Origin of the sequence: Pseudomonas petrae, assembly GCF_021728295.1 — a bacterium.
Taxonomy (GTDB): Bacteria; Pseudomonadota; Gammaproteobacteria; order Pseudomonadales; family Pseudomonadaceae; genus Aquipseudomonas; species Aquipseudomonas petrae.
The window spans coordinates 140,373-167,131 of the sequence record NZ_JAKJXE010000006.1 but is presented as its reverse complement, the minus strand read 5'-3'; the positions used below and the strand labels follow the sequence as shown (position 1 = coordinate 167,131).

Genomic DNA, 26,759 nt, shown 5'->3' with positions numbered 1-26,759 from the left:
TTCAAGCTTGCTCGCGAAATGGCGTATCAGCCGCTGAATATTCAACGGGTGTGCTGCCGTATTCGCGAGCAAGCCAACGCTCACGATGAGTCCTGCCGCGACTCGGGTACACACATCTCATAAGAGCGGCCGGGACCGAGAACGTGTAACGAAAATGAGTCATAGAAGGTCGCCAAAAGGCCCGGATTTCTTCTCTTTTTAACAGCGTCAATTTTCTATCTGCTATCAAAATCAATGGCTTACGATTTGCGATATTTCGCCATGACTCGATATGTCCGTAAATTTGACTAATTGATTGACAGCCCTCCGATCTGCGGCTGATATATCCCTGTCGCGCCGCTCGCGAGGGGACTGAAACGCCCTTCTGCTCAACCGCTGCGACCACCCAAACCATCGCGATTGCACACCACCGACGGCCATTGCCGCTCGGCTGGGCGGTAGCTTTTTCCGCCCGGCGGCCTGCTCGCACGCTGACGCTCATCACACGTACAAATGCTCCCGAGGGGCTGCACATGATGTCGACTTCCCCCGTTTACGTTGAAAAACCTTCTTCGCTTTCGTTCGATAAATCCACGGCGATCGCGCTGGTTGCGATCAGCCTGATGCTGGTCGAGACCTTCAACGGGGCTCTGCGTTTCTATCTGGATCAGGCCGGGATTTCCGTATTGCTCTACGCCCCGAAGGTCGCCTGCCTGCTGTTCTTCGCACTGGAGCTGCGCAGCTTCAAAGCCGGGCCGGGCGTCTGGCTGAGCCTGCTGGTGCTGTTCCTGTCGGCGGGATGGGCAGCGCTGAATGGCGCCCAGGCCGGGAATTTCGCATTCGCGCTGTACGGGATCAGCCCGCTGCTCTTCGGGATCGCCTGCGGTGACCAGATCATTCGCCACAAGCGCCTGTTCATGTGGGCGATTGCCTTCTGCCTGCTGGCTTCGCTGGGCGGCATTGCCCTCGACCGGTATGTCAATCTGCCGTGGAAGGGCTACAGCTACACCGTCGGCGGCACCGAGCTGAGCGCCAACACCGCATGGGCCTCCGAAGACATGGACCGCCCGGCCGGATTCGCGCGAATCTCCAGCTCACTGGCCATCATCATCTCGATTCTCAGCCTGTACCTGATGGCGACCCTGCGCTCGAAGTTGCTGGGGTTGGTGGTCTGCGTGATAGGCCTCGCCGGTGTGATATTGACCACGAGCAAGGCGCCAGCATTGGCGTTCATCGGTGGTACCGGTCTGCTGCTGATCATGCGGTTTCGCTGGACGGCACGGGCGGCCATCGTTGTCGCGGTCGTACTCGGTATGTCGCTGCCCTTCGTGGCGATGATGACCGACTTCGATGCCAACAAAATCTCGGCCACGAGTTCACTCGCATCCATCTACGACCGGCTGATAAACACCTGGCCCAACATCATTCGGACGCTGATGGAGGAGGATCGAACGCTCACCGGTGTGGGCTTCGGGCTGGTTGGCAGCGCCGTGGCCGCCTTCCCGGTTGCCGGCGCCGACATCTTTATGGTTTCCGACAGCACCGTAGTTTACCTGTGGGCGATGTTTGGCCTGGTCGGGCTGTTTCTCTACGCCCTGCACATCCCGTTGTTTTTCATCCTGGCCGACAGTGTCAGCCGTTACGGCCAGGCGTTGTTGGTGACCAGTTTTTGCATCTGCATTGTCAGCTGGACGACCGATACGCTGGAAGTGACCCTCGCCAACATGTTCCTGGGCATGGCCATCGGGCATGCACTGGCCATGAAATCGCGGGTCAGACTGCCGGCCCCAAAGCCCCATGAGTTGCCCACGTGGAACGGCCTGCCGGGCCTGAGTTGACGGAGGCAATCCTATGAGCTTTCGCAGCATCGGCCTGAGCGGCCTGGCACTGATGGCCGCCCTGTGCGCTGCCAATGTCGTCGGGGCCGAGCCTTTCATCGTCGGCGTTGCCACCCATTCGATGAATAACACCGGGCAACCGCTGCGCAGCCTTCAGATGGCGAGCGTGGCTGGCGTCACGTCCATTCGCGATGACGCCTTCTGGTCTACGGCCGAACCTGCGCGCGGCCAGATGCAGATCATTGCGCCGTGGCGCGCATGGCTGAGCACTGCCAAGGGACTGAATCTCACCCCGATGGTCATTCTCGGCTACGGCAGCTCATATCAGGGGGGCGCAAAGCCACGCATACCTGCGGTCAAGATTCCGTACCTGAAATACGTGGACTACCTCACTCGCCAGTTGGGCAATCCGGTCAGGTTCTATGAGGTCTGGAACGAGTGGGATCTGGACGGCCCAGCGGATCCGCGCCTGAGCAATGACTACGCCACGCTGGTCCGGGACGCTGCACCGATCATTCGCAAGAACAATCCCCAGGCGCTCGTACTCGCAGGCGCCGTGACAACCATGGGCATCAAGAGTGGCTTCGTCGACCGAATCCTGACTGCAGGGGTGATGAAGTACGCCGATGGCCTCTCGCTGCATCCCTATGTGCACTGCGAAGGCAGCTACCGCAACACGCCGGAAAGCTGGATCGGCTGGATGCGTGATCTGGACCGTCGAATCAGCGCCAAGGTTGGGAGGCCGGTGCCTCTGTATCTGACCGAGATGAGCTGGCCAAGCCACAATGGCAATTGCGGCGTCAACGCCGAGCGCCAGTCTGCGTACCTGGCGCGCGCGTACTTCCTCATCCGCACGGTGCCGAATGTCAAAGGCATGTGGTGGTATGACCTGATCAACGATGGCACCAACCGCAACGAGCAGGAGCACAACTTCGGCCTGCTGGATGCCGATCTCCGCGCGAAACCGGCTTATTCGGTGCTCAAGGCCATCAGCCCTTACCTACCCGATTTCACCTACGAGCCGGCAAACAGCCTCCAGTCCGACGGTGTCTTCCAACTGGCATTCAGCAAAGGCCGCGAGCGGATTCTGGTGGCGTGGGTCAGCGGTCGCGAACACGAACACGAACACGAAGTCAGCATCAGCGCCGCGGCCATGAAAACCAAACCGGTGCGCATACTCGATACGCAAACGCCGGACAAAGGCATGACTGACTCTGCGCAGCAGTGGGTGTGCGATGCCCAGCGCTGCTCGGCCCGGCTGACGCTGACGGAGTTTCCGAAAATCATTCGCCTAAGCCCTGACGTCTGAGCCGCGACGCCTGACGGCCGCACCTGTGCGAACCCGCCTGACCCTGTCAGCGCGGGTTTTTTTATGTGCTGCAGATATAGACAGTGGCAATACAACATTTACTGGACATGTCTTACTGCTACCTTACGGCCTTGGGCAGACACGCTGCCGGGGGAACATATGGGGCTTCGAGGAAGATTCGTCGTTGGCTGTTTGCTCGGGCTGCTCGGGCTGCCAGCAGTGGCTGAGCCTTACGTTGCGGGCGGAGCCCAGTGGAAGCCGTATGCCTACCAAGACAAGGACGGCCATCTGGTGGGGATCTCCATCGACATCGCGCGACGTGTGATGAAGCTGGCCAACCTGGACGTTACCTTCGTCATCTACCCGGTCAACCGCCTGCAGTCGATGCTGCGCAAGGGCGAGATCACTATCAACTTCGCTGACGCGCTGATCTGGAACAGCCCTGAGGAACAACGTCTATACGCGTTCTCCAAGCCCTATTCCACGGTCAGAGAGCACCTGTACTTTCTGGCTGACCACCCTGCGCGTGGCCAGACCATCGCACAACTGGAGCACCTTACGATTGGCATGGTCCGGGGCTATAACTACTGGGCCTTGGACCCGGCCATCGAAGAGCGCCGCCTGAACCGGCTGGAAACTTCCAGGGACGAAGCGCTGATCAAGCTACTCCAGAGCAAACGCGTCGACGCCATCGCTATGGTCGACGACATCTTTAATGAGCTGATTTCAAGCAATGACCTCGATCCCGGCCAGTTCGTCCAGGGCGCACGACTCAGCGAAGCGCCGCTGGTGTTCAAGCTTCAACCCCAATACGCCTCGTGGTTGCCGCGGATCAACAGCGCGATCGATAGCCTGAACAAGACGGGCGAGCTGGAGCGCATTCGACGCAAGTATTTGCCGGGGACGCAGGTGGGGAAGTGACCTTCCCGGCAGAAGCCAGTCCTACTGGCGAACGCTCAAACGATTGCCCTGACCCCCACATTCAACCCCAACATCTCGCGGGCGATTCGGTCGGCATCGACGAAGGCGCGGGAATAGCTGCCCGAGGACGGAACGTAGTGGTTGTAATACGTCGAGCCTTCGACAAGAGGACCGGTTATCCACAAATTGGGTTGTGCTTTGCCTTCGCTGTCGACAAGCACGCCCTCCCCACCGCCATTCAGGCTGTGGATAATTCCGCTGCTCATGAGCGATCGGATAATTTTTGGCAGCGACGAAATGTCACAGGCATTGCTGACATGTGCCTTGATGACGCTTTGCAGAGGTTGTAACGGCACCGCCAGATTCTCCGAGAGTCTCACGGCGGCCGGTTCACCGCCCGGACTGTGGATAACTTGAGAAGGGCGCACCCAGTGGACAATTCCCGCGTCGGCCAAGGCCAGCAGCTCCAGATGACGCTCCTTCTGCGGTCCGGCGACCATTCGATTGACGTGGGGCGCATATTCGCCGAAGAAGACACGGCCTGAATGAGTGGTCAGCCCTCGGTTATCCACAACCCGACGGAGCTGTTCGCGACAGCTTCTCCAGACTTCGATCGCCGCCTTGATCGGACTCGAATCAAGGCCCAATAAACTTTGCGCGACGTCGCGTTCGATAGATGCGCGCATGGCCTGAGAATAATCCGCAGCGTCCGTAGTCGACACGCGCGGGTTATACACAGCGTCATCCAGCGGCAGCGCCTGGAAACGCGCAGCCATTTCCGCCGACACGGTTTCAAGCCGGTCCAAGTAATATGCGCGCGCAATCTCCGCTTTGATCCTTACTGCCGACTCGCCTTTTTGGGACGCAATCATCCCGAAGTATTCTGCGAGCATTTCAGCTTTGATCAACGGAAGGACCTGCTGCTCGAAATCCAGGCCGTCAGGGTTTTCCTCTCGCAGACTTGCTACGGCCGACAATGTGAAAATCAACGCAGCATTTGAGGTCCGATGGGGCACGATGTCAGGCCGAGTGCGGTACGGCAGACCGCTACGCGAGAACAGGTAGATAGTCGGCTCCCGTCCGCCAGGCTCATAGCGCACACCGTCCGGCAGTTTGCTAAACTGGCCTCCACGCCCGACCGTCAGACCCGCGACAACATCCATAGCGGTAAGGCCCAGCCCTTCAATACCAACCGCTTCTGTGGATAACACCGAATCGAGTGAACCGAGGTGTGAATAAGCTACGGATGGTGTGGGCAGCACTCCGTTCGAACTTTGCGGCTGCGCGTGGCCAACGGTAATTGCCAGCCAATCCACTGCACAATCCAACTCACCTGTGGACAAAACAAACTGGCCCATGTCGGTGTGCTCAATGTTATCCACAGCGTGGGAATGATGAATGACACACACGTTTGCTGGCAGACCGAGAATCACCTGTTCATAGGTCCACGCCAGATATTCCCCAAGCCAACTGCGCGGCAGGAACTCATTGGGCTGTACATTGCGTTCCGCCGATTTAAAACGCAGGCACCATTCATAAAAGTTGGGTCCCTGGCGTCCCACGCGTCCGTCAAGGGCGGCCGTGTCAGGAAACATCGATATCTGCGAAGCAACGGTGTTCAGCATCAGATATTCAGGCTGGTCGACGGCATGCAAACCTGGCCCCGGGGGCTGGGGGTCAAATACGTTTACTTCGATTCGCCGGGCCGTGTTGATCGCCAGCGCACAGATACGCTCCAGCACCGTCAGCCCGCGTGAGCCACACCCGACAATGCCGATCCTGATGGCGGGTTTATCAGACCCTGGGGATAACTTTTCGCCCGGCAGCGCAGCGCTCAGTTCCATCTCAGGGTTTCTCCGAAGAACGAGTCAATGGCGACGCCGCGGGATTCTGCCAGTGCCGTGTCGACGATGAATTTGCTCAGCGCCAGGTCGAGTACGCCCAAGCCGAACGGCGAGAAGATCGAGGGCTTTGCAGGATCAAGCTCGACCTCGCCACGCATGAGGCCGGCCAGCGTCCCGTTCATGAAAGCGCGGCCGCCGGTCAATTGCTCTGCCAGGTGCGGCGACGTGTTGGCCTTCATGCAGTGCTCGATGTCGTCGCAGAGGTTGTTCGCCTCCAGCAGCAACTGCGGCGCGATGTCCCGCAACGAAATGTTCAGCACAACCTGCCCGGCGCGAAACGCCATTGGCGGTTTGACGTACGGCTCCCCGGCCGTGGTGGCGAAGATCACCAAATCTGCCGCCAGCGCCTGCTCCAGCGATCCTGTCCGGGCTGTGCATAAGTCGGCATTTTCGATAAAGCCTGTCAGAGCGTCCGCAGACGCCACGTCGAAATCGTGCACAACAGCGTGGCCGATGTCCCATCCTTCAACGCTGAGCATTCGCGCGATGTTGCGGGCAATTACCCCTGCGCCGATAAATCCTACGGATAGAGCCTTACGAGACTGGCCGTTGAGCCAGTAAGCGCCTGACACCGCCGAAGCCGCCGTTCGCACCGCGCTGATCTGCGCACCTTCCAGACACGCATAGGGATAGCCGGTCTCGCGGTCGTTGAGGATGACCACGGCTGACGCCCTCGGCTTCTGCTGCGCGACATTGCCGGGAAAGCTGGAGATCCATTTGATTCCCGCCACGGCGTCCTCTCCGTCCAGCGCGGCCGGCAGCGCAATGATCCGGTTGGCGGGTTGTTGAGGGAAACGCAGAAAGTAACTGTCCGGGTTGAGCGTCTGGCCGTCGTGGTGCTGCAGATACACCTGCTCGATGCGCCGCACCATGTCGTGGGAGTGGTTGTCGAGGATGTGTTTGATGACAGCGCCGGGGATCACGTGAAAGTCAGACATTTAGCTCTTCTCCCTCGAACGTGTGGACGTACTGCTTCAAATACCGGGTGATCGGCTGCGAACTGAGCGCAGTCAACTCGGCACGCCCGAACTTCTGCATGACCCACTCGTCGTTGTAGATGGTTTCCAGGTAACGCTCGCCGGCGTCCGGCGAAATCGCCACGACAACAGCGTCTTTGGGTATTCCCAGCGAGGGCGCTGCCAGTCCGGCCACCACTGTCCCGGTGGAGCCGCCCGCCAGCACGCCATTCGACTTCGCCAGCCAGCGACACATGGCCACGGTGGCGCGCTCATCCACCACCTGCTGTTTGTGCAAGTGATGGGCGCGGAATATCGGCGGCATCTGACTGGAGCCGAGTCCCGGAATGAAACGCGGGCCGGGCGCCTGACCGAAAGTCACCGAACCGGCGCTGTCTACCGCGATGATCTTGGTGCGCGGCGAATGCTTGCGGAAATACTGCACGCAGCCCATCAAGGTGCCGGTCGTGCCAGCGCCGACCACGAGATAGTCCAGCGCCGGAAACGCGATATGAATCGAGCGCGCCGTGGTGTGTTCATGGGTCCGGGCGTTGGCCGGGTTGCTGTACTGGTTGAGCCACAGATGACGGGGATCGCGGGCCACGGCATCGCGAATGTACCGAATGCGGGTGCCCAGATAGCCGTCGTTGTCATCGCGCTCGGTGACGATGACGATCTGTGCGCCAAAGGCTTCCATCATCTTGATGTTGTGCAGGTTGGTGTTGGGGTCGACGACGCAGCAGAATTTGTAGCCGCGCTCGGCGCAGATCATCGCCAGCGCCACGCCGAGGTTCCCGGACGAGGACTCGATCAGCACGGTGTCCTTGTGGATAAGTCGGCGCTCGGCATAGGAGTCGATCAAGCCGATGGCCGTCTTCATCTTGATCGAGCCCGCAGGGTTGCATGACTCAAGCTTCAGATGCAGGTTTTCAAAACCCAGGCCTTTTACCCTGACGAAGTTCGAATCGCCGACGATATGGGAAATGAAATTCATGGCCGTGCCTCGACGCGTGCGGGCCGGGTGTAGCTCGGCATGGTCACCACCGGCGCACGCTGCCGGGGATGGGTCGCCAGCAGCGCGTCGGTCAGGTGCTGCGCCCGTACGGCAACCATGGAAAACGACTGAGCGTCGCTGATGCCGTGGGTCTTTTCCGACGTGCCGTTCGCCAAAATCTGCACGCCCTCGCTGTGCTGCAGGGCGACGCGGTAATGCCGGTCGACCGCAAGCGTGCCGTCCTCGTCGCGGACCAGCCACGGTTGCAGCAGGGTCAGCAGGGGTGGCACTGCAAGCTGCTCGTAGCCTGTGCCCAAGACAATCCCGTCGACGTACAGCACGGTTTCAACGCCGGTATTGCTGTCACGCAGCACCACCGAATAGGCATCGCCGACTTTTTCCACCGAGGCCACTTCGGACCAGACATGCAGGTTCAGACGTCGGTGGCCGGTGACCTCGCCTTCGTACAGGAAGGAGTAAAGCGCCTGACTCTCGTCGACGTCGATGCCTGCGTAATTGGTCGACCGGATCTCTTCGAATACCCGGCTGCGTCTGCCGGGCTCAAGGTCGTGGAAATAGTCGATGTGCTCCGGCAGGAAAGCCATGTTGGGAAACTGCCCGAGCTGTCCCACCTTGAAACCCACGCCGCGGTGCACCGAATGGACCTGCGTGGTGGGGGCGGCGCCGAGCAGGTGTGTGACCGCCTCCCCCGCGCTTTGACCCGAGCCCAGCACCAGCCAGCGCTGCGCGATAGGGCCGCCGCCGAGGTGGATGTTTTTCAGATACTGGCATGTGTGGAAGACACGGCCGCCGAGATGCGGGCTGAACGCGTCCGGTATACGGGGCAGGCTGCCGTGGGAAAGCACCAGCCGTTTGGTGCGATAGGTGCCCTTCGCAGTGACGACATCAACGCCCTTCAGGATGCCCTTTTCCGCCACCGGTAATACGTCGAGCACACCTTCGTCGTAGGCAACGTAGTCCTTGAGTTGTGCGGCGACCCAGGCGATGTAGTCGGACCATTCCACACGGCTGGCCGGACGCCCGAGCAGGCCAAACTTATGCAGACGCCCCTTTTCCTTCAGGTACATGGCGAAGGAGAAGCGGCTGCGTGGATTGCGCGGCGTCACCAGATCTCGAAAGACATGGTGGTTAATGTCAGTGCCCGCCAGTAGAAACGCGCCATGCCAGGTCGAATCACGCCCTTTTTCGAAGAAGCGCACGCGCTGGAAAGGCTTCCGGCCGTTGTCTTCCGCCTCGTCTTCCAGCGCACAGGCCAGTGCGATACCAGCAGGGCCAAACCCGATCGAAACGACGTCCAGCGTTTCACGCACACCTTCGATTTCATACTGAGTCATGGTCATTCTTCCTGAACGTTGCAAAAGATGTGGCGAGCTTTTGGGCAGGCCGCTTCAACACAGCAGACGTCGTTCGTGGACGTGCTCGTCGGTGTAGACCCACAGCGAAACCCGGGCGTGATCGTTCTCCCCATCGCTGAAACTGACAGGGCCGGCAGGGGTGGCAAATTGATCAAAGCGCAGCGCGTCAAGCAGTCCGCGCTGCCCGGCGGCAGCCAGGTCAACCAGAGCAAATGCCGCAAGCGTCTCGACGGCGTAAACCGGTGCCTGCTCGGCGTAGATCTGTTGATAAACCGCATTGAATGATTGCGCCTCAGCCACATCTCCCGCGATCGGGAAGCTGATGACGTACACCGTGCCGGTTTGCGCCAAGCCTTTCACCAGCGCCGGTGACGCGGCGTCGTCGGTAAAGAAAAGGGGCAATTCACAGCCGCAAGCGCGGTTATCCACAAGGAACTGCCGGCTGGCCCTCAAGCGCCCGCAAAACACCACGGCATCGGCATTATTCACTTCGTCCACCAACTCGACTGTGGATAACTGCGCGGCTGCGTGCAGTTCCTGCATCTGCTGACGCCCGTGCAGGCTCGGATCAGTGAACAAAGCGAGACGGCGCAGGCCTTCAGATTCGGCAAATTCGATCAGCCGCGTGGCGAGGAGTCGGTCAGACGCACAAATGCGGAACGTGGTTTCTCCGGCGCTGGTCAAGTCTGCGCAGGTGGATGCGGGCAAGATCAGCGGAATCCCGGCCTGTGCATAACTTTCCACCGCTGCGGCGGCAGAGTCCGAAGCGAAGTGACCAATCACAGCATCCACCTTTGCGTTGATGAAATGCCTCGCCGCCGCACGGCCGCCCTCCGCGCTCGCGCCGTCATCAAAGTAATAATGGCGCGCGCGGCGCACATGGGGGAACAGATGGCTGGACAGGTAAACGCTACGCAAGAAACCGCGCGCGTGCAGCGTGGTGCCGACGTCGAGGGCCGCGCAGATTCCCAGGCGCATCATGACAACGCCACCTCGGCAAACCGCGAAGGGCGGAACGCTTCCATGACCGATCTATAAGCGGCATCCATCGATAAGCCGGACATCAATCCGCCCAGCTCGAACGCCAGCAACTCGGCAACATTCGGTGCCATTTTGAAGCCGATGCCGCAAAACCCGGTGGCCAGAAACAGGTGGCTCTTGGCGCTGGAACGACCGATCAGGGGACGCCCGTCTTCGGTGTACGCGTCCCAGCCAACCTGTGTGACCACCGGCAAACTGTGGTGCCGGTCGTAGCCGAGACGAGAGATGCGGTCCATGACATCTTGCTCATTATCCAGCGGCGCCATGTTCAGCTGATCCGCATGTTCTGCGCGCTGGCGTCGCTGGCCGCCGACTTGCACGAGATTGCGTCCCAGCGGCAGCAGGTAGGTATTCAGATGGTGAGCAATGATCGGCATGCTCGGGGCCTGGTCGCAGCCGAAGCGCGTGAACGGAATCGTCCGCGCGTGCACGGCGTTGTGCGGCCGGGGCAACGGGCCGCTGGCGCCACAGGCATCAACGACCCACGTCGCTTCCAGGCATAGCTTGCCGGCATGAACCTGAACATAGCCGTCCAGTTCGACGCAGCGGTCGACGGCCAGGTGATCGAGGTACGTCGCTTTTTCACTGACGTAGCGGCACAGATTCGAAACCGTGACGCGGGCATCGACCGTGCCGCCACTGCGTTCGATAAGCAAGCAATCGCCGACACAAAAAGGCGAGAAACGCCCGTTATCCAGTGCGTCGACCGAAGCGTGCAGCTCAATGCTCTCGGAGCCTTCGCTGTCCACCGCTTCCAGGTATTGCCCGCATACTTCGGCGCTGGCGATGTAAGCGACGCCACTGCGGTTGAGTGAACTCTCGTAGAGGGCGTGAACGATGCCGGGATTGCCGTAAAGTGATCCGCGGCGAGTCAAGGGACGCAGCGCCGCGTCCAGCTCCAGACCGCGAACGATGCCGCCCGTGTCCCGCGTTGCGCCCTGGGCGCCAGCGATGCCCTTCTCCATCAGCGCCACATCGAGGCCGCTTTCATCCAGCGCCGCTGCGATCGAAGCGCCCATGATGCCGGCTCCGATCACGATCACATCAAATGAAGTTTTCATCGTCGTCACGCGCCTCTCGGTCAGATTTCGTACTCGACCGCACTGACATACACCAGCTGCTGCAGGACTTCGTTTTCAGTAAAACGGCAGTAGCGCAGGATCTGTTTCGCCAGATCCGGGAACACCGGCGCGCCGATGGCACCGATCAGCGCCATGTACGGCAGAATCCGCTTGCCGAGCGTCTGACGATCACGGGCGGCGTTGATGATGTCCGACAGCAGCACCGCGAGCCCCTTCATGCTGAAGTGATCCACCGACGTCGCTTCGAACCAGCGCGCTACCAGAATCTTGAGGGCCGCCGCGTCCGCCGCACTGACTTTCAGGCTGTCGCCGTCCACCCGTTCGCGCTCGGCCTGCGCGGCCAGCTTCACCAGCACCTCGTTGAAGGTTTGCTCACGCCAGGCTGAGAACTTCTCGACATCAAAATCATCCGTGTCCTGTTCCGGAGCGATCAGCGCCAGATAGAAGCGCGCGCTGTCGGTGCAGGCGTCTGCCACCAGGTCCCGCGCCCAGATCGCATAGTTGCGGCTGGTGGAAAGGTTCTTGCCGTTCAAGGTCAGGAACTGGTTGGTGTAGAAGGTCTGGCGCATGCGATAGCCGTGCATGGTCTGCAGCAGTGAGGGGTAAACCATCATGTGGCTGAAGGCGCAGTCGTAGCCCAGAAAATGCACCAGCCGGCCTTTGCCGGAGCGGCAGTATTCGTCGTACTCCCACGGCGCAAGCTTGTGTTCGTTGAGGTATTCGCGGAAGGCCGCCAGGTAACCGGACAGCCCCATGACCCAAGTGTGTATGCGCCGGCTGCCATCCGGCTTGAGATCCAGTCCGCCGTCTTGGGGCCGAGTGATGCCCCAATCCGCCGGGCCGATATCGAATTCCTCCTCCAAAAAACGGCGAATGAAAGGCCGCAGCGGCGCATGTTCAAACGTGTTTTTGAGGTGGTTGCGGAAGTTCGACAGGGCCAGAAATTCGCGTTCTATCGGCCGCCAGATCATCGAAGCCGCACATAACTTGCAGCGGAAGTTGCTCATCTTCGAGGCATTGGGCATGTGCGCGCATTCTTCGCACTGGCTGGCATCCGAATCCGAGCCACAGTGATCGCAGTTACCCCGCCCGAAAGCTTCATAGCCCCACTTATCACAGTGTTCGCAATACGGTTCCTGGCTGACCTTTTTGTAAATGGCCCCCGCCTTCACCGCGCACTCGTACATCTCCTCAACGGCGTTCTTGAAGTAGCTGTTGCGGTACGGGCGCATCCAGAAATCCACTTGGATGCCCATCTTCTTGAGCGTGTCGTTGATCTTGTCGGTGTTCTCCAGCGCCAGTGCTTGAGGCGCCCGGTCCAGTTCGATACCTCGACGCAGCATGTAGGACTGATAGTCATCGGAGTACGAGACGAGGGTGCAATCGTGGCCGCGTTGGCGTTGAGCGCGGGTGTAGATGTCCGCGGCGAGAAAAGGGCCTGCCATATGACCAATATGCAAATCACCATTAGGTGTCGGCGGCGTGATCGTCACGAGTAACTTGCCCATCACGACGCCCTCTGATCGGACTCGTCATGGACCGTCGCCCTGTGCAGGGCAAACTCATTGGCGGCCACTGCCTGCTGGGCGTCTTCATCGAGGAAGCGGTTGGCGGAATCGCGATCCCACCACACGACGTAGAAGTGGAAGTCTTCGTCAGTGTCGTTGAACACATAGTGATCGGTGTGTTTGGGAATGGCGGCGATGTCACCCATGGTGAACGGGTACGTCTGATCCCCGACGATCAACCGCGCGGTGCCTTTGATGCCGATAAAGAATTCCTGGTCTATCTGCGTGTGCGACAAGGATTTGGTGTGGGGCCGTACGACGCACCAACCACCGCCGATGGGCGTCGGATAGCCGTTCCACGGCAGTAACCGTGCGCCATCCAGGTCATATTCATGAACCAGTTTGTCCCACGCCATGGGACGAAAAATATCGAAATCAGTCATGAGGTTTTCCCTTCAGCCAGAGCATCCTGCTCGCTGTTTTATCGGCGCCAGACTGAGCTGACGGGCGCGTGCCAGTTAAGGGATAAACTGAAGAAAAGTGCGCGACGGGGCAAACTAGAAATCCGCAATCAGCGGTTAAGTTTGACTTAACGAGCCTTGGCTTAATTGTTTTAGTAATCAGCAAGTTGACTGGTTTTACCAGCGTGGTTGTATCACTTACGGACACTGAAGCAGGACTTAACTGCCTTGATAACTCACCAATACTTTATTACACCGCGAAATTGAGGGTGTACGCACTGGCCTCTTCCCGGCGAAAGCCAGTCCTACTCACACACCGCGTAATCACTGTAGGACCGGCTTTAGCCGGGAAAACGTCTGTGGCTACAACGCAGACTCGAGTGTCCGTGAACGCGAACTATCGCGTGGTGAATTCACGCTGGCTGGCGATGGCCTGAGACACCAGCCAGTCACGAAACTGTTTGCTGGATTTGGGGAGAATGGCTGTCTCGTCATAAACCAGGTAATAGGCGATCGGCGTGTCGATCGTCGCGCGAAACGGCACGACCAAACGGCCGGACGCCAGCTCTTCCCGAATCAGCGAGCGGCGTACCAGCGCAATGCCCATCCCCGCGAGCGCGGCTTCGATGACCCCGTTGGAATCAACGAACACCGAACCTTTGTGCACGGCGGCCTCGCCGTCTTCGATACCCACTGCACGAAGCCATAACGCCCAGTCTTCGCGGTGTTCGTCGTGCAGGAGGTTGTAGCTTTTCAGGTCAATGGGTGACGACAGATACCGAGAGTCCGGCAGCAATGAAGGGCTGCAGACAAGCTGCAGTCGGTCGTTGATCAGCATCTCCACTTCCAGACCGGGGTAACGCCCAAGACCGTGTCGCACAGCGAAGTCAACGCCGTCGCCGAGCAAATCAACCAGCCGATTAGTGGTGCTGATCAGCACCTCAATGCCGGGGCAGATGGCCTGAAAATCAGGCAGCCGGGGCAGCAGCCACTGCATCGCAAAACCGCTGGTGCAGCTGACAGTGATTGTATTGGGGCCGTTGTCGCTCATCAGACGCTGGGTGGCATCGGAGATCTGCCCGAGCGCGGGGCGAATGGCTCGCAGGTAAATCTTGCCCTCGGCGGTCAGCTCCAGGCGCTTGGTATTGCGGATGAACAGCGTGACGCCAACGGCTTTTTCGAGCTTGGCGATCTGCTGGCTAATGGCCGCCGGAGTTACGAACAGCTCGCCGGCCGCGCCTTTCATGCTGGCGTGGCGCCCCGTCGCTTCAAAACACAACAGCGCGTGCAGGGGCGGGAATTTCATGCCTGACCTCAGTTAAGAAAATCTAATGTGCTTAAGAAAAGCTCGCTTGAGCACCGCCCCAGACACTGCTCAAATCATCACACCCCGACTCGACGAGCGTCAATCAACAACTTCTCGGTCGGCGGATCAGTGATACGGGTCAAGAAAGGAAGCGCAATGAAAGTGTCCGACTGTGTTCGACTGATTGTTCTGGCCGCCATCTGGGGGGCTAGTTTTCTCTTCATGCGCGTTGCTGCCCCGGTATTGGGCGCATTGCCGACCGCCTTCTTTCGGGTATTGCTAGGCGCCATTGGCTTAATGGTGATTCTGGCCATTTTAAGAACCCGGCATGAATTCAACGGCAAGTTCAAATCCACCTTGATCCTCGGCATTATCAATTCCGGCATTCCCTTTTTGATGTACAGCATGGCGGCCCTGTTATTACCTGCGGGTTATTCCGCCATCCTGAATGCGACCACACCATTGATGGGCGTGTTAATAGGCTCGATATTTTTCAATGATTCGCTGACACCCAAAAAAGCCGTCGGCGTGTTTCTCGGTTTGCTGGGGATAACTTTGTTAACCACCACAGGCCCGGTTACTTTCACCACGTCGGTGGTCATGGGCGCACTCGCTTGCCTGGTCGCGACCAGTTGCTACGGCGCTGCAGGATTTCTGACCCGTCAGTGGATCGGCGATCGCGGAGGACTGGATGCCAAGCTCGTGGCTTTCGGCAGTCAGATTGGCGCAACGCTGTTTTTGCTGCCCTTCTTCGCGGTCTCCGCAACCGTCAACCCGCCGGCCACCTGGGGCGACTCGACCGTGTGGCTGTCCCTGGCGGCCGTTGGTTTCGTGTGCACGGCCTGCGCCTACATTCTGTACTTCCGCCTGATTGCCGATATCGGCCCGGTCCGTTCGCTGACGGTGACTTTCCTCATCCCGCCATTCGGCGTTCTGTGGGGGGTGATGTTCCTCGGTGAGAAGGTTTCCGCCGGGCACCTTTACGGCGGCGGCCTCATCTGCCTGGCCGTCTGGTTCGTGTTAAGTCAAAGCAAGCCTAAACCGGCGCCTGTTCCCCAGGAACGCGCCGCAACAACCTGATAAAAAAGTTATCCACAACGGATTCTCATGCCAGTGAATACCGGCAGGGCCCGGCTGCGCCTGAAATATCCGACGGTGGGTGATAAACACCCTTTTGGGATTCATCCGATGGCAACACCAAAACGCTTTTCCGTCTCTTGGCGCACTGGCAGCAATCTCACGGCGAGGTATGCAGGATGAGCAGAGCGATCCCGTTGATAGCCCTCCGCACGTTCGTTGAGGTGTGCAAGGCCGGGAGCATGAAACGTGCAGCGGATCAGCTGTGCGTCTCACCGGCCGCCATCAGTCAGCAGATCAAAGGGCTGGAGGACCAGATCGGCAGGCGCCTGTTCGAGCGAGACGCCAAGGGCATCCAGCTCGCTCCTTCCGGACGCAGCCTGTTTGACGAACTCGCCGGCACGTTCGACGTCATCGAAAAAGCGTGGTCGGGCGCGGCGCTCAAGCCGCCACGTCAAACGCGCCTGGTGATCAGCACGACCTCCACGATTGCCAGCTCCTGGCTGATCCCGGCACTGGGCGGCTTCAAGGCGCGCTGCCCCAGTGTCGAAATCTCGATTCAGATCTGCAACGGTCTTTCGGAGCTCAAGCACGGCCATGTGGATATCTGCATTCAGCGCGAGATGGCAGCCAGTTGCGAAAACCACGCCACGCATTTGTGGTCGTCCTACCTGATCCCCGTGTGCAGCCCGCATCTACTCAGCACCCAGCGCAATATCGAGAGCCCCCAGGACTGCCTGACGTTCCCGCTGCTACAGGACACCGAGCGCAACTACTGGAAAGTGTGGATGAACGCGTTCGGCATGAGCCACCGCAAGATGATTCAGGGTTCCAGCTACGGCGACGAGTCCCTGTTGATAAGTGCGGCCTGTGCGGGTCAAGGCATTGCACTGGTCAACAGCGTCTTCGCGTCCGAGGCCTTGCAAAGCAAGAGGCTGGTGCAGGTCACCAATGCCACGGCAGAGCTCAAGTTCGACTATTTCGTGTATTGCGCGAAAGAACGGCGCGAGGAGTGGGCGATTGCGGAGTTCATGAAGTGGGCCGTGCAGCAGGCGAGCAAGACGGCGAAGGGGCATATGCGGGAGATTGAAAGCGCGAGCCAGGTGGCTTGATTCACGAGGCTCGGCGGGTGGGTTTCACTGGGTCATACGTGTTGAACTGACGGCGTCGCATGCCATATGCAAATCTGTGCCCCTTAGCCATTTGCCGTAATGAGCTTTGAGCTCATCTTCCCAACTCGCCACCTCCTGCAGCACCTGCTCGGCTTCAGAGCGGGATAAAGCGAAATGGGCATGATGGCTGAGCATATTGGTTCGGTTGATTGCGCTTCCGTCGCGCCCAACAGCCATGGCCAACGTCTTAGCCGGCCCCTCATCGAGCATCGGCAGGACATCGTACATAGGCGAGAGTCGCCACCTCCCTTCGAGGCAGATAATGGCGTGATTGCGTGGGTGGTCGTCGCTGTTACCGGCCAATGCGTTGTAGCACATACGTTTGAACAGCTCTTGCAGGTCCTCGTCCGGAACTCCTCTGCGCCGCATCTCGTCTGCCACCGATGCATACCGCCAGTCGCGGTGATGGGGTTCGTTCCACTCTGAATCGAGCAAAGTGAGTGCGCTCAGCATTGGAATGCGACGCGCGCCGTCAGCAACAGGAGTACGGTCAAAACGTTCGACCAACAAGGTCGATGGGTGCCCGGCGTACAACCCGGTGTTCGCGACGCGCATGCCCTTGGAAGCGGCGAAGGTCATGCAAGCAAATTCGATGGAGGGGAAATCATACTCATCAAACCGGTCACGGGGCTTGGCCAGGATCAGCATGCCTTTGTCTTGTAGCGTTCGCTTGGGCCTGGCGCCACCGAGGGACGAACGCTGCTGCCGTATGTTTAGCGTTACGAGCGATTCGGCATCCAGCTGCCTGTCGTAAACCGCTTCACAGGCTTCGATGAATTTCGCCAGACCTTTGAGCGTGGGTATCGGGCTTTCTCCGAGCCCCTGTGGGGGCGCGGAGGTTGTACCGGCCATGAGGTTGCCAATACGGTCATTGTTCGGCGACTTGAGCAGATAGTCGATCGGCGCCAATGTTTGGCCGAACGCACGATGAAGCAGTCGCTCGCCCCAGCCATCCGGCATCGCATCATTGATGAAACCAGGGACGCCACGATTTTTCGTGATGCCCGTGTAGGCCTCGGACCGTAGAGGGTAGTTGATGGGATCTGGCACCCATCCACCCCGTTTCACGTGATCAGGCGCATAAAGAAACTCACCCACCGCGCCTTTGAGCGTCAATCTGCCGAGCGTCATCACGTCTTTGGTCTTGGGGTCTTCCATATAGATATAGGCGCGAGACATCAAAAGTCCTCCGACTTGGGTTTCGCCAACCGCACCCGTCGCGCTGCGAGGCTGTCCTTCGCGTCTTCGTCGCTGGCATAGCGGGTGATTTCAGACGTTTTTTCAATCCCGTCCAATGGCGCGAAAACCAGATCGTTCAAGCCCAGACGCCACAGCACGAGCATGAATGATCGCAAGTCGACCCGTTCCGAGCCGTTTTCGATCTTGCGTAGCGTGTGCGCGGAGATGCCGATCGAGCTTGTGAGATCAGCTTGGCGCAAGCCTACTGATAAGCGTCGAGCCTTTACCAAAAGCCCAATTCTGGCGAGGCTGTCGGCGCAGGCGACGGGGAAGAAGTCAGTCATAAAACTCACCTGGGTTTACCTTATCTTGCTTAAGGTAAACCAAGTTGAGTATTAGCGCGATGTGAGAGCCAATTAATAAGCACTTAAATACGCTTTATGCTGCCTAACGCTTACTGAGGTGAGTTTTATTTGTGGGTGCCTACGACTCGCACGACTTTCCGTCGGCTTGGGAATCTGCGATGCGCCGCTGGCTTGCGCTGCGAAAGCACCGTGAACGTTCGTTACGGACGTCATAGAACAGCTGTGTGGCCTGCTCGCCAGTCACAGTCCCTTCTGTTCGTGCCTGCTCGATCCGGGTGAGTAGCGCGTCGCACTCATCTTCCAGTCTGGGCCGGTCGACCTTGTGCAGATCGTTTACGGATTGCTTGAGAGCATCGAGCATAAGGATCACCTGGATCGCGCTTTACCTTGGGGTCACTGAGAAGTGCAGACGTGAAGCATTGCAACAATCACTATTATCCGGCTTGACCTGAGAACTGCCCAACGGCGACCACAACACTGTTGGCACCTTGTTGAATGTCCTTGATCACCTCGTCCGCCTCACTCGCCAAATCCAGCGCCGCCCCGGCCTGCTGCCTGCTTTTTCCGATCATGGTCACAGCGCTGGACGCCAAAACCTGATTGTTTTTCACGACCTCGAAGATTTCCGCCGTCGCTTTAGTGGTTCGAAGGGCCAGATTTCTGACCTCGTCGGCGACCACAGCAAAACCCCGGCCCTGTTCCCCGGCACGTGCGGCTTCGATTGCTGCGTTCAAGGCCAATAGATTGGTCTGGTCCGCGATGCTGCCGATGGTTTTGACAATGCTGCCGATTTCCTGGCTCTGGGCATCCAGTGCTTCAATGCCATGGGCAGCATCTTCCATCAGAGCCGAAAGCGTATTGAGGGTCGTGACGGTGTTCTGAATGACTTCGCGACCTTGCTGTGCGCTGGCATTGGTTCGAACCGACGTGCCGTGGGCCATGCCGGCTGCTTCGGACACGGCGCGCTCGCGGGTGACCTGTTCGGTAATAACGGTCGCTATTTTGGCAATCTTGTACAGCTTGCCATTGGCATCCACGATTGGATTGTAGGAAGCCTCCAGCCATACCTCGTTGCCAGATTTATCCACCCGGCAAAACCTTCCCGCGACATGGGATGCCTGTCTAAGCGTCTGCCAAAACAGATCATATTCTTCTGACTGAGCGTCGGATGGCACGCAAAAGATTCGGTGGTGCTTGCCCAGGATTTGGGGAAGCGTATAGCCCATAGCGTCCAGAAAATTCTGATTGGCTGTCAGCACTAGCCCATCCAGAGAAAACTCGATTACGGCAGTGGAGCGCATCAGAGCGCCCACAGCGCTTCATTCTCCCTGGAGGCTTCGATCGTCCTCGTCAGCACGCTTGAATACAAAACGATGCGTTCGACCCGCCCGCTGTCACATGCGAAGGGTATGACCATTGCCCGTAGCCAGACGTGTCGACCTTCACGGCTGCAAAGGCGCAACGTGCCGCTGTAATGCTTGCCCTGGGCAACTGCATCAAGAGCCCGACGCTGATGTACGTCACCGCTCAGTTCAGAAGGACTGAATTCACGCAGGGCACGACCGGACAGTTCAGCCTGGGTGAATCCCAGCTCTGTTTCAAACAGAGCATTCACCTCCAGGATGACGCCTCCCGCATCCAACGTGACGGACACGGTTTCGAGATCCAGCGTTGCCTTGACCTGCTCAAGAGCCCCCAGCCGTTTTCCAATTGCTGGATTTTGTCTTTCAACCGGGTATTGAACATGGGGTGCGCTCGCATTGACCTGAGACGCTATCGACGCGGCGAGGGAAACCTTGAACCTTATAGGTCGTAGGTCATCAAGGTGGGTGCAGAAGAGGTGCAGTTTACTTCAGCAAGGATGTAGGCAGGGTGACCGAAGGCAAATTAAAAAGCCATGCTAATTAAGCTCACTAAACTATCCACTCAACCTCAAAATCAACTAGCTGAGCTTGAAGCCCTGCCTCATGCTCAAACCAATAGTCAAACGCTTCATGATCACTTTTCTTCAAGTAAAGATAATAGCCGCCAGTGGAGCCATCTCGGTCGTCCGCAACAGCAATTTGCCAGCCAGAATATTCACCAGTGGCAACAATACCAGTACGAATGATAGACATAATCCATATCCTAGTCCGCATAGGGAACATGATTGTTAGAAATATATTTCCCAGTTACAAGGTCTTTTACTCCGAAATGTAAATGTGGAACTCCCGGGGGCTATTCTCTTGATATAGATCCTGAGTCGATACGGATCTCCTTGGTACCATTAGCGCTGTGAACCATCCCAGAGCCGGGCTTACCAAATTCTCTGTACTCGAGGCCGAGATTTTTTGCCCTGCTAATATTGCCTCGCCGGTTGTGAGCGTCATGGAGATCGTGAAAATTTTCTTACCAGATAGAGTTTCATTGACAATCTGATCTACATGCCAAGCACCAGCTTCCAGTTAAATTGCCTTTGAGCGTTAACAACGGTTTTCCCTAGGACCAGACTATCTGGTGGGCTGCAAGCTGGCTGCAGTCGCGTCGACGTGACATAGGACTCTGCGGGGGTTATCTCGCACCCTGCCCATAGACTGCAAAAGCAGTCAACGAGCAGCAAGAGGAAGATAGAGGATGCAGACTCATTCAAGTCGCAAAAGACTTAACCACTTAAATGTTTCCGCTCGCTTCTCGCTCAAGTTTCACGCGTTAAACAAAACTTTCCTCAGCAAGGCCTGCCTCTCAGCCTGAGCCCCTACGGCTAAAGTGAAGCACTGATCATAGGCAGCAATTTTCAAAACGCCGCCCAAATCTTCTACTGCAAAGCAGTCGACATCCATTAACGTCTTTTCGTCCACACCCACTACCTTAAGCAAGGATTTACTCACCCACATGAACGCGCCGACTGCCTCAATATAACTGCTTCTGAAAATCCAACGCCCAGGATTTTTGGATATATCTACAATCTCTTGGGTCAGCGGAAAAGGAAGCCCGTTACTTTTCTTAGGCAGATGAGCGTGTTCAACGCACTCAACTTCAAAGAGCGTAAGACTCTCGGCATTTTGCCACCGATCATACTCGGCGTCGTAAATCCGAGCCTGAACAAAGCCGGACTTATCGATCAACGCTCCAATCAAGGACTGCGCCACATCAATCGAATTCGCCAATCTTTTTATATCAAGCCGATAAAACCCTTTATCTGCCACATACGAAAACTCGACAGAACCGTTTGCCAGCTCAATACAAAAACTCTGACACTTATTTTTTATCAAATAACTCGAAAAGTCCGCCAACAATATTTTCTTGCCCGTAAATCCATCAATGACGGCACTCTCATTAAAATGTCTGAGCGGTTGGATCAGGCTCCCCCATACGGCTGAAGCGCAATCATATAGCCTCTCGCTGGAAACAACTTCAATTTCAACCATACGATTTGCATCACCCAACCAAAAGTTCTTTTAATCGCTCTCCAGCAGTAGTTATCTCGCTGGTGGATAGCGGTGTATAGCTAACAACAATCAACACACCTCCGGCCAATTCCGACGCCTCCTCAACGTGCCCCTTGAGACAGCTAATAATCTGTTGAGGACTTTTTCCAAATGCGCGAAGGCACAACTCCTCATCAAAATAATTGATCGCGTTTATACGAAAAACACCATCTCTCCCGTTAACATCTTTTTTTGTAGCATCGCATGCAGCTACTACTGCCGGCCAGTCGCTTCTAGTGACCGACCAATCATGCAGCGCAGCTCTATAGGCACCAAAGGCATGTATGTACGCAGGGAAAACCATTTTCAACAAGTCCGAATAATCAATTTTAGCAATCGAAAAGTCAACGAATAGAGAGTCATCAAATTGAGCATCATCTTCTAGATATTTTTCACTTCTAAGAGAATATACAATTCGGCCTTTTATTCCCTTTGGAAGACTCTTATCTAAAGAAACAGAAATAACAAGCTCGCCTTCAATATCGGGAACTTCTACAGCACCCGCCAAATCCCAAGGCGTGCCTAAGCCGGACAACTTTTCCAAAAAAATTTCGTGCCGCTTTTCGATAGGCTCTGAAAATTTTGGCCTGTGACGAAATTCAAGCTTATGCGTAGTCATCAGGGTGCAACCCTCACAGTAATGTTTCTGATATTTTACTGAATCAAAATATTAGTTGCTCTATCAGCCGCTTTTTGACTTGGAAATTAAAAAACTGCCTTGATACCAGGGTTTTGTTTCAACGCATTCGAGACTCGCTGAACACTTTGAATCTGCTTATCAAACGATGTCAGTGCTGTTTTTCGGTCAATTAAGGTAATACCATTGACATCCTCAACGCCGTCAACCTTCACGTGTTGTTACCGTTAGGATTTGGGTTGTCAAACCGTATTGCCGGCACGGCCTTACGCTGCGACAGAACGTCTGAAAACGCTCCTGTTGTACCCGCTTTGAATTTCACGAACGGCTTACTAACATCTCCCTGAGGTTCTTGTACGAAGATCAAACCTTTATTTTCGCCCTCCAGCTTGCGTGCGTCTTTTATGGTCAATGCGTCGACCTTTGAAAGATCTAATCCCCCCACTGCAGGCGCAGGGAGTCTCTTTTGCACCAGAGGGACCGAAGAGCATCACTCGCGATGCTCTTCCATCCTGATCTGGATGTTGCTTTAAAGCACGCATCATCAGCATCTGGTGTACCGTTACCTGCTAACTTTTGGCTCGCCAAACGGCAAACCGATACGCATATCCTTTAGCGCTTATTCAACTCCTCAATGCTGGCAACGACAGTATTTCATCGTACTGTGGCCAGTCTTCCCTTGCGCGTTTGAGCACACCTTGCATCAACGCGTCCAACTCAGGCACTGGCTGCTCGGGCGGCATTTGGTCAAAGGGCGCGGCCAGCAGCGGATGATCAATCCTCTGCGGATTGGCTAAACCTTCCCACTGGCGCAGGCGCAGGATATAGAGAATTTCCACCGGCACGCGCTCGAGGTGCCAGTCCTGATTGAAATCGTAGGAATTCTTCTGGCTCTCTTTGCCGGTTTGCCAAGTGTGGCGGTCACACGCGGCCAACAGGCAGGGCATAAGGTCGTCGGGGCTGGGAGTGCGCCACTTAGCCAACAAGGCTTCGTAGATGGGTTCGTCGTAAGCATAAGCAGGCCATTGGTGCGAGACATCGCCCACCCAATCGGCAAACACACGCAGCATAAAGGCTTGGGCGCGGCGGTGTTGCTCTTCGTACTCAATCACTAATTGATGCCCACGGTTGAGAGCCGCATGGGTGAGATAGCCCTGATGGATGACGGCATCCTTCCAGCCTAGGATCGCCATGGCGGCCATCATATTGCTGGCGGTTTGGATGCTGTAGTTTTGGCGGCGTCGATCATTGCCTGCCGCTTTGGCAATAATGTCGAACTGGCCCGCCCAGAAGAACAACTGCCAAATTCCGACTTGGTAATAGCGCAGCCAATGGGCCAATTCCAGAAGCCATCGCGGATTGTCTGGTGCGGTTGCCAATACCTTGTGGGCTCGTGTGACGGCCATCCATTCGGAACTACTACGCGTAACGTTGTCACTATTCGGTACAGGCATTGATGGCTTCGCAAATGCATCGCCGCGCTCAACATATTCACGGATGCCATTCAACTCGTATTCATCTGAGACGTGTGGCCCCTTGGCTATGCGCCCCAGCACACTTTTGTAGGAGGGCCATTTCGGGTTTACGCCCGAGCGCTCGCACTGAATTACTTCTTGGTCCATGGTTCCACCTTAAATTCTGCTACACCTGTTTTACCGGGGGCGGGAACACCGACTTTGACTGTTACACCTTGAACCTTGGCTTTTCCTGAATCCAACGCCGCTTGCAAAGCATCGCGTAAAGCAGGATCAGAGTCGGCAATTGATTATTACCCAGCCACCCCTCCAACCGCGTCCTCGGGTCCCCATGCGGCGTACCGGCCTTACTCACGCCATTCACAGAAGACTTCGCATCCATCACTAACACGGTAATCGTATCGCCATTGATCGCAACCGCGCAGCCATCGCAGCCGTGGTTGCTAGTGTTTTGCAGAGGTTTGAAATTGAGGCCGGTTTTCTCGTTAAGGGTTTGCAGGGACAGTTGCTCGCCGAGCTTGCCATCATTTACCAGAGAGCCGGTCTTCCAATTGGGAAGATGTGACAACGGGATACTTTCAAACGTTTGACCAAACAGGTCTTCAACCGAGCTGAGCTTGGGGGGCTGGTTGCATCAGGGACAACCTGCACCGGCCCTTTTGCACCTCCCGACAGTAAACCCGCTGCAGATCCTTCGCCAGCAGCAATCTCCCCTACTTCGCCCAGCGCACCCGCTCGGCCCGCAGGAATCATCGCCAGCGCAAACTCTGTCGAGCTCTTGGCGGCCATCCTGGCCCTGGCAATTTCGTTCCCTTGGAGCAGATACAGGAAGCTCTGCGCTTGTTTCTCAGTGTCGGCCTCCTGTCCACGCCCTGATAGCAGGGCCACTACCCCATTCGCCATCTGCGAGCTTACACCTGGGAAATCGGTGAACACGCCTGCGGTAAGCGCCAAGATGCCTTGGCCGGTGCTCACAACCCCGTCAGCCAAACCCAGCGGAAGTCCAGTTCCGAGGCCTTCTATCGTCTCTCCCAGGGATGCGCCATAAAATAGGTTTTTCGAATAGAAATCGGGTTGATTCACAACAGGGTCAAATTTCCCGACCAGGTACTCCTCGTTGATCCGCGGATTGTAGTAATCGCCAGACCGATTGAGTCGGTAGTCCTGAAGCAGACGAACCGTTTCGTCGGGGGTATAAGTCCTTCCAGCGTCGGCAAGGACCGGTACGTCGAAGGCTCACGCCCACCTACAAATTAAGCGCCTGCATGCTGCCAATCGCGTTGTCCATCAGGTACTGGAACATCGCCACATCGCGGGTAATACCGCCGATCAAGCGCTGGCCGGTGTGGGCGATGATGGCCTGCTGGATCAGGCGTTGTTCATAGAAACCCTCGCCTAGGCATTTTGGGGACGTTAGAACGTCAGCCCAGCAAGAAATCCTGCGTATCTACGGTCTCCACGGAGCCGTTCGTAACTAGAACACCCAAGCCAAGCTGAGGGTCGAAGGTCGCGTCAAAAATAAAACCAATTTGACGCGATCCCGAGTCAAAAGGAGACATCACCTTAATGCACCTCAAAGAAACCAAATCCCGCATATCATCAACTGCCTGAGCCTTGGGCGCTTTGATATTTGCCTCATCAGCATCAAAGCCCTCTCGGTACTCTTCAACCCTACGAAAGTAATAGCTAAATACCGCCTTTTCTAAAGCCATAGAAACAGAATTTTTATTTAGATCAAATTCTCGGAATGCAAGTCTTTGAACTTCAGCTATAGAATCCTCATCAAAAACCTGAATAACAAGTTCCACCTTACGCAAGCTTCCAAAAATTAATATTTCAAATAACCCTGTCCAAACTCCATCAAAATTCAGCTCACCAAAATCTCTATCAGCTATACCTGTCATTTCTTAAGCGCCTCCAACAAAGCTTTCTCAGGTCACCACCAGCAATCCCCCCAGCCAGCCCTGCTGCCAAGCCCGACAGCGCTGAGACCGTTTCTTTTGCTCTCGCGTCAGATCTTTCGTTTAAGCTTTAGTGGCTGAGCTTGACCTTGCAATAGCTATAATAGCTACCCATAAACAAACCCCAAATTTCGGGCACATATTATTACATATTCTATTTCGAACCCAAAGTTTGAAAATCTAAAAAGTTTAGCTGTTTTATCGAAAAAATAAGCGCCAAATTATTAAAGAACCAAATCTAGGGAGTTAATACTCCCCAAATAATCGTGGTCTGACCCGTTTTTCTATTTCTTTACTAATGCCTTCTCGATATCTTTCTTCAAGTATCGAGGAACTGGGGTATCCACATAGCGCTGAGCCGTATCGAATGGATCAACAACCCCGGCAATCACGCCTTCAAACGAAAAGTCGCCGACTACATACTTAGCAAATGTTGGTGCCGATGGATCTTGATCAACCAACCAGAGACCGTCGTAGAGGCACACTAGGTACTCCCCGATGTAATACCCCATGCGAGTGATAAGCCAAACCCTATTTTCTTCACTGACAACAGCGTTCATAAAGCCACTGTCCAACATTGACAGAAATTTCTCAGGTCGATTCAGCACTTCGTGCGGCTCATCAAACCCCAAACTCTTACAAAACTCATGAAGTACCGGGAGTCGTTCTGCTTTGAATGAATGAAATCCAGCGACACGTCGTGCCAGTAGATCTTCTGGTGTTTCGCCAGCATTATTCATCATACACCTCA

General features: G+C 56.5%; 26 protein-coding genes and 2 pseudogenes. 5 read left to right on the top strand and 23 right to left on the bottom strand.

Features of this window, described 5'->3' with window-relative positions; all coding sequences use genetic code 11:
* Positions 1–512: 512 nt before the first annotated feature.
* From L4G42_RS12265 to L4G42_RS12255, 3 genes are all read left to right on the top strand, one after another.
* Positions 513–1,817, top strand: coding sequence for a hypothetical protein (locus L4G42_RS12265; RefSeq protein WP_237250151.1), 1,305 nt, complete (start codon positions 513–515; stop codon positions 1,815–1,817).
* A 13-nt stretch (positions 1,818–1,830) separates the two neighbouring features.
* Positions 1,831–3,126 carry a hypothetical protein gene (locus L4G42_RS12260; protein WP_237259232.1) on the top strand — a complete coding sequence of 432 codons (1,296 nt, stop codon included), beginning with the start codon at positions 1,831–1,833 and terminating at the stop codon, positions 3,124–3,126.
* Between the two features lie 219 nt (positions 3,127–3,345).
* Positions 3,346–4,047, top strand: a complete 702-nt coding sequence (locus tag L4G42_RS12255) for a substrate-binding periplasmic protein (protein WP_237260839.1) — start codon at positions 3,346–3,348, stop codon at positions 4,045–4,047.
* Positions 4,048–4,082: 35 nt separating this feature from the next.
* On the opposite strand, the gene L4G42_RS12250 is transcribed toward L4G42_RS12255, so the two are convergent.
* From L4G42_RS12250 to gcvA, 9 genes are all read right to left on the bottom strand, one after another.
* The gene (locus L4G42_RS12250; protein ID WP_237250154.1) at positions 4,083–5,891 is read right to left on the bottom strand and encodes an FAD/NAD(P)-binding protein; all 1,809 of its coding nucleotides are present in this window, start codon (positions 5,889–5,891) and stop codon (positions 4,083–4,085) included.
* Entirely contained in the window at positions 5,882–6,889 is a 1,008-nt protein-coding gene (gene sbnB / locus L4G42_RS26120) for a 2,3-diaminopropionate biosynthesis protein SbnB (RefSeq protein ID WP_336885878.1), read from the bottom strand. The genes L4G42_RS12250 and sbnB overlap by 10 nt, the downstream gene beginning before the upstream one ends.
* Positions 6,882–7,901, bottom strand: a complete 1,020-nt coding sequence (sbnA, locus tag L4G42_RS26115; RefSeq protein WP_336885879.1) for a 2,3-diaminopropionate biosynthesis protein SbnA — start codon at positions 7,899–7,901, stop codon at positions 6,882–6,884. Before sbnA ends, sbnB begins: the two co-directional genes overlap by 8 nt.
* Complete coding sequence (locus L4G42_RS12240) at positions 7,898–9,256, bottom strand: SidA/IucD/PvdA family monooxygenase (protein WP_237250155.1); 1,359 nt, start codon at positions 9,254–9,256, stop codon at positions 7,898–7,900. The genes sbnA and L4G42_RS12240 overlap by 4 nt, the downstream gene beginning before the upstream one ends.
* Before the next feature lie 54 nt (positions 9,257–9,310).
* Positions 9,311–10,258 (bottom strand): ABC transporter substrate-binding protein, encoded by a 948-nt coding sequence (locus tag L4G42_RS12235; RefSeq protein ID WP_237250156.1) that lies wholly within the window; start codon positions 10,256–10,258, stop codon positions 9,311–9,313.
* Complete coding sequence (locus L4G42_RS12230) at positions 10,255–11,379, bottom strand: NAD(P)/FAD-dependent oxidoreductase (RefSeq protein ID WP_237259234.1); 1,125 nt, start codon at positions 11,377–11,379, stop codon at positions 10,255–10,257. Before L4G42_RS12230 ends, L4G42_RS12235 begins: the two co-directional genes overlap by 4 nt.
* A gap of 20 nt (positions 11,380–11,399) precedes the next feature.
* The gene (locus L4G42_RS12225; protein WP_237250158.1) at positions 11,400–12,908 is read right to left on the bottom strand and encodes a methionine--tRNA ligase; all 1,509 of its coding nucleotides are present in this window, start codon (positions 12,906–12,908) and stop codon (positions 11,400–11,402) included.
* Positions 12,908–13,351 carry a cupin domain-containing protein gene (locus tag L4G42_RS12220; protein ID WP_237260837.1) on the bottom strand — a complete coding sequence of 148 codons (444 nt, stop codon included), beginning with the start codon at positions 13,349–13,351 and terminating at the stop codon, positions 12,908–12,910. Before L4G42_RS12220 ends, L4G42_RS12225 begins: the two co-directional genes overlap by 1 nt.
* A 415-nt stretch (positions 13,352–13,766) precedes the next feature.
* Positions 13,767–14,675, bottom strand: a complete 909-nt coding sequence (gcvA, locus tag L4G42_RS12215) for a transcriptional regulator GcvA (RefSeq protein WP_237260835.1) — start codon at positions 14,673–14,675, stop codon at positions 13,767–13,769.
* A gap of 156 nt (positions 14,676–14,831) precedes the next feature.
* Here gcvA and L4G42_RS12210 point away from each other — a divergent pair, with 156 nt between their 5' ends.
* Positions 14,832–15,755, top strand: coding sequence for a DMT family transporter (locus tag L4G42_RS12210; RefSeq protein WP_237250161.1), 924 nt, complete (start codon positions 14,832–14,834; stop codon positions 15,753–15,755).
* 176 nt (positions 15,756–15,931) lie between these two features.
* On the top strand, positions 15,932–16,864 hold the full coding sequence (locus L4G42_RS12205; protein WP_272903833.1) for a LysR substrate-binding domain-containing protein: 933 nt from the start codon (positions 15,932–15,934) through the stop codon (positions 16,862–16,864).
* Positions 16,865–16,888: 24 nt separating this feature from the next.
* Here the strand turns inward: L4G42_RS12205 and L4G42_RS12200 are convergent, their stop codons facing one another.
* From L4G42_RS12200 to L4G42_RS12145, 14 genes and pseudogenes are all read right to left on the bottom strand, one after another.
* On the bottom strand, positions 16,889–18,103 hold the full coding sequence (locus tag L4G42_RS12200) for a type II toxin-antitoxin system HipA family toxin (protein ID WP_237250163.1): 1,215 nt from the start codon (positions 18,101–18,103) through the stop codon (positions 16,889–16,891).
* Complete coding sequence (locus L4G42_RS12195) at positions 18,103–18,447, bottom strand: helix-turn-helix domain-containing protein (protein WP_237250164.1); 345 nt, start codon at positions 18,445–18,447, stop codon at positions 18,103–18,105. Before L4G42_RS12195 ends, L4G42_RS12200 begins: the two co-directional genes overlap by 1 nt.
* A 139-nt stretch (positions 18,448–18,586) precedes the next feature.
* Complete coding sequence (locus L4G42_RS12190; protein ID WP_237250165.1) at positions 18,587–18,829, bottom strand: hypothetical protein; 243 nt, start codon at positions 18,827–18,829, stop codon at positions 18,587–18,589.
* Between the two features lie 73 nt (positions 18,830–18,902).
* Positions 18,903–19,505 carry a methyl-accepting chemotaxis protein gene (locus L4G42_RS26330; RefSeq protein ID WP_419789372.1) on the bottom strand — a complete coding sequence of 201 codons (603 nt, stop codon included), beginning with the start codon at positions 19,503–19,505 and terminating at the stop codon, positions 18,903–18,905.
* Positions 19,488–19,769: pseudogene (locus tag L4G42_RS26325) on the bottom strand (PAS domain-containing protein); the annotation flags it as partial. The gene L4G42_RS26330 and the pseudogene L4G42_RS26325, both read right to left, overlap by 18 nt.
* Positions 19,769–20,122, bottom strand: coding sequence for a PAS domain S-box protein (locus tag L4G42_RS26320; RefSeq protein WP_237250167.1), 354 nt, complete (start codon positions 20,120–20,122; stop codon positions 19,769–19,771). The pseudogene L4G42_RS26325 and the gene L4G42_RS26320, both read right to left, overlap by 1 nt.
* A gap of 259 nt (positions 20,123–20,381) precedes the next feature.
* On the bottom strand, positions 20,382–20,585 hold the full coding sequence (locus L4G42_RS12175) for a hypothetical protein (protein ID WP_237260833.1): 204 nt from the start codon (positions 20,583–20,585) through the stop codon (positions 20,382–20,384).
* A gap of 564 nt (positions 20,586–21,149) precedes the next feature.
* Positions 21,150–21,893: a hypothetical protein gene (locus L4G42_RS12170; protein WP_237250169.1), complete on the bottom strand. Its 744-nt coding sequence runs from the start codon at positions 21,891–21,893 to the stop codon at positions 21,150–21,152.
* Positions 21,886–22,554, bottom strand: coding sequence for a hypothetical protein (locus L4G42_RS12165; protein WP_237259236.1), 669 nt, complete (start codon positions 22,552–22,554; stop codon positions 21,886–21,888). The genes L4G42_RS12170 and L4G42_RS12165 overlap by 8 nt, the downstream gene beginning before the upstream one ends.
* 641 nt (positions 22,555–23,195) lie before the next feature.
* Complete coding sequence (locus L4G42_RS12160; RefSeq protein ID WP_336885880.1) at positions 23,196–23,870, bottom strand: hypothetical protein; 675 nt, start codon at positions 23,868–23,870, stop codon at positions 23,196–23,198.
* Positions 23,871–24,255: 385 nt separating this feature from the next.
* Positions 24,256–24,615: a hypothetical protein gene (locus tag L4G42_RS12155; RefSeq protein WP_237259237.1), complete on the bottom strand. Its 360-nt coding sequence runs from the start codon at positions 24,613–24,615 to the stop codon at positions 24,256–24,258.
* Between the two features lie 853 nt (positions 24,616–25,468).
* Positions 25,469–25,951 carry a DUF6985 domain-containing protein gene (locus tag L4G42_RS12150; protein ID WP_237259238.1) on the bottom strand — a complete coding sequence of 161 codons (483 nt, stop codon included), beginning with the start codon at positions 25,949–25,951 and terminating at the stop codon, positions 25,469–25,471.
* Positions 25,935–26,042 (bottom strand): annotated as a pseudogene (locus tag L4G42_RS26315) (VENN motif pre-toxin domain-containing protein); the annotation flags it as partial. The gene L4G42_RS12150 and the pseudogene L4G42_RS26315, both read right to left, overlap by 17 nt.
* A gap of 250 nt (positions 26,043–26,292) precedes the next feature.
* Positions 26,293–26,751 carry a hypothetical protein gene (locus L4G42_RS12145; RefSeq protein ID WP_237260831.1) on the bottom strand — a complete coding sequence of 153 codons (459 nt, stop codon included), beginning with the start codon at positions 26,749–26,751 and terminating at the stop codon, positions 26,293–26,295.
* Between the last annotated feature and the right edge of the window lie 8 nt (positions 26,752–26,759).

Bases quoted from the DNA above. Each gene is read 5' to 3' on its own strand.
- L4G42_RS12150 (WP_237259238.1), bottom strand. From the start codon at position 25,951: ATGACAGGTATAGCTGATAGAGATTTTGGTGAGCTGAATTTTGATGGA.
- sbnB (WP_336885878.1), bottom strand. From the start codon at position 6,889: ATGTCTGACTTTCACGTGATCCCCGGCGCTGTCATCAAACACATCCTC.
- L4G42_RS12240 (WP_237250155.1), bottom strand. From the start codon at position 9,256: ATGACTCAGTATGAAATCGAAGGTGTGCGTGAAACGCTGGACGTCGTT.
- L4G42_RS12165 (WP_237259236.1), bottom strand. From the start codon at position 22,554: ATGACTACGCATAAGCTTGAATTTCGTCACAGGCCAAAATTTTCAGAG.
- L4G42_RS12225 (WP_237250158.1), bottom strand. From the start codon at position 12,908: ATGGGCAAGTTACTCGTGACGATCACGCCGCCGACACCTAATGGTGAT.
- L4G42_RS12145 (WP_237260831.1), bottom strand. From the start codon at position 26,751: ATGATGAATAATGCTGGCGAAACACCAGAAGATCTACTGGCACGACGT.
- L4G42_RS12265 (WP_237250151.1), top strand. From the start codon at position 513: ATGATGTCGACTTCCCCCGTTTACGTTGAAAAACCTTCTTCGCTTTCG.
- sbnA (WP_336885879.1), bottom strand. From the start codon at position 7,901: ATGAATTTCATTTCCCATATCGTCGGCGATTCGAACTTCGTCAGGGTA.
- L4G42_RS12210 (WP_237250161.1), top strand. From the start codon at position 14,832: ATGAAAGTGTCCGACTGTGTTCGACTGATTGTTCTGGCCGCCATCTGG.
- L4G42_RS12235 (WP_237250156.1), bottom strand. From the start codon at position 10,258: ATGATGCGCCTGGGAATCTGCGCGGCCCTCGACGTCGGCACCACGCTG.
- L4G42_RS12190 (WP_237250165.1), bottom strand. From the start codon at position 18,829: ATGCTCGATGCTCTCAAGCAATCCGTAAACGATCTGCACAAGGTCGAC.
- L4G42_RS12205 (WP_272903833.1), top strand. From the start codon at position 15,932: ATGAGCAGAGCGATCCCGTTGATAGCCCTCCGCACGTTCGTTGAGGTG.
- L4G42_RS12220 (WP_237260837.1), bottom strand. From the start codon at position 13,351: ATGACTGATTTCGATATTTTTCGTCCCATGGCGTGGGACAAACTGGTT.
- L4G42_RS12260 (WP_237259232.1), top strand. From the start codon at position 1,831: ATGAGCTTTCGCAGCATCGGCCTGAGCGGCCTGGCACTGATGGCCGCC.
- L4G42_RS12230 (WP_237259234.1), bottom strand. From the start codon at position 11,379: ATGAAAACTTCATTTGATGTGATCGTGATCGGAGCCGGCATCATGGGC.
- L4G42_RS12250 (WP_237250154.1), bottom strand. From the start codon at position 5,891: ATGGAACTGAGCGCTGCGCTGCCGGGCGAAAAGTTATCCCCAGGGTCT.
- L4G42_RS12195 (WP_237250164.1), bottom strand. From the start codon at position 18,447: ATGACTGACTTCTTCCCCGTCGCCTGCGCCGACAGCCTCGCCAGAATT.
- L4G42_RS12200 (WP_237250163.1), bottom strand. From the start codon at position 18,103: ATGTCTCGCGCCTATATCTATATGGAAGACCCCAAGACCAAAGACGTG.
- gcvA (WP_237260835.1), bottom strand. From the start codon at position 14,675: ATGAAATTCCCGCCCCTGCACGCGCTGTTGTGTTTTGAAGCGACGGGG.
- L4G42_RS12175 (WP_237260833.1), bottom strand. From the start codon at position 20,585: ATGTCTATCATTCGTACTGGTATTGTTGCCACTGGTGAATATTCTGGC.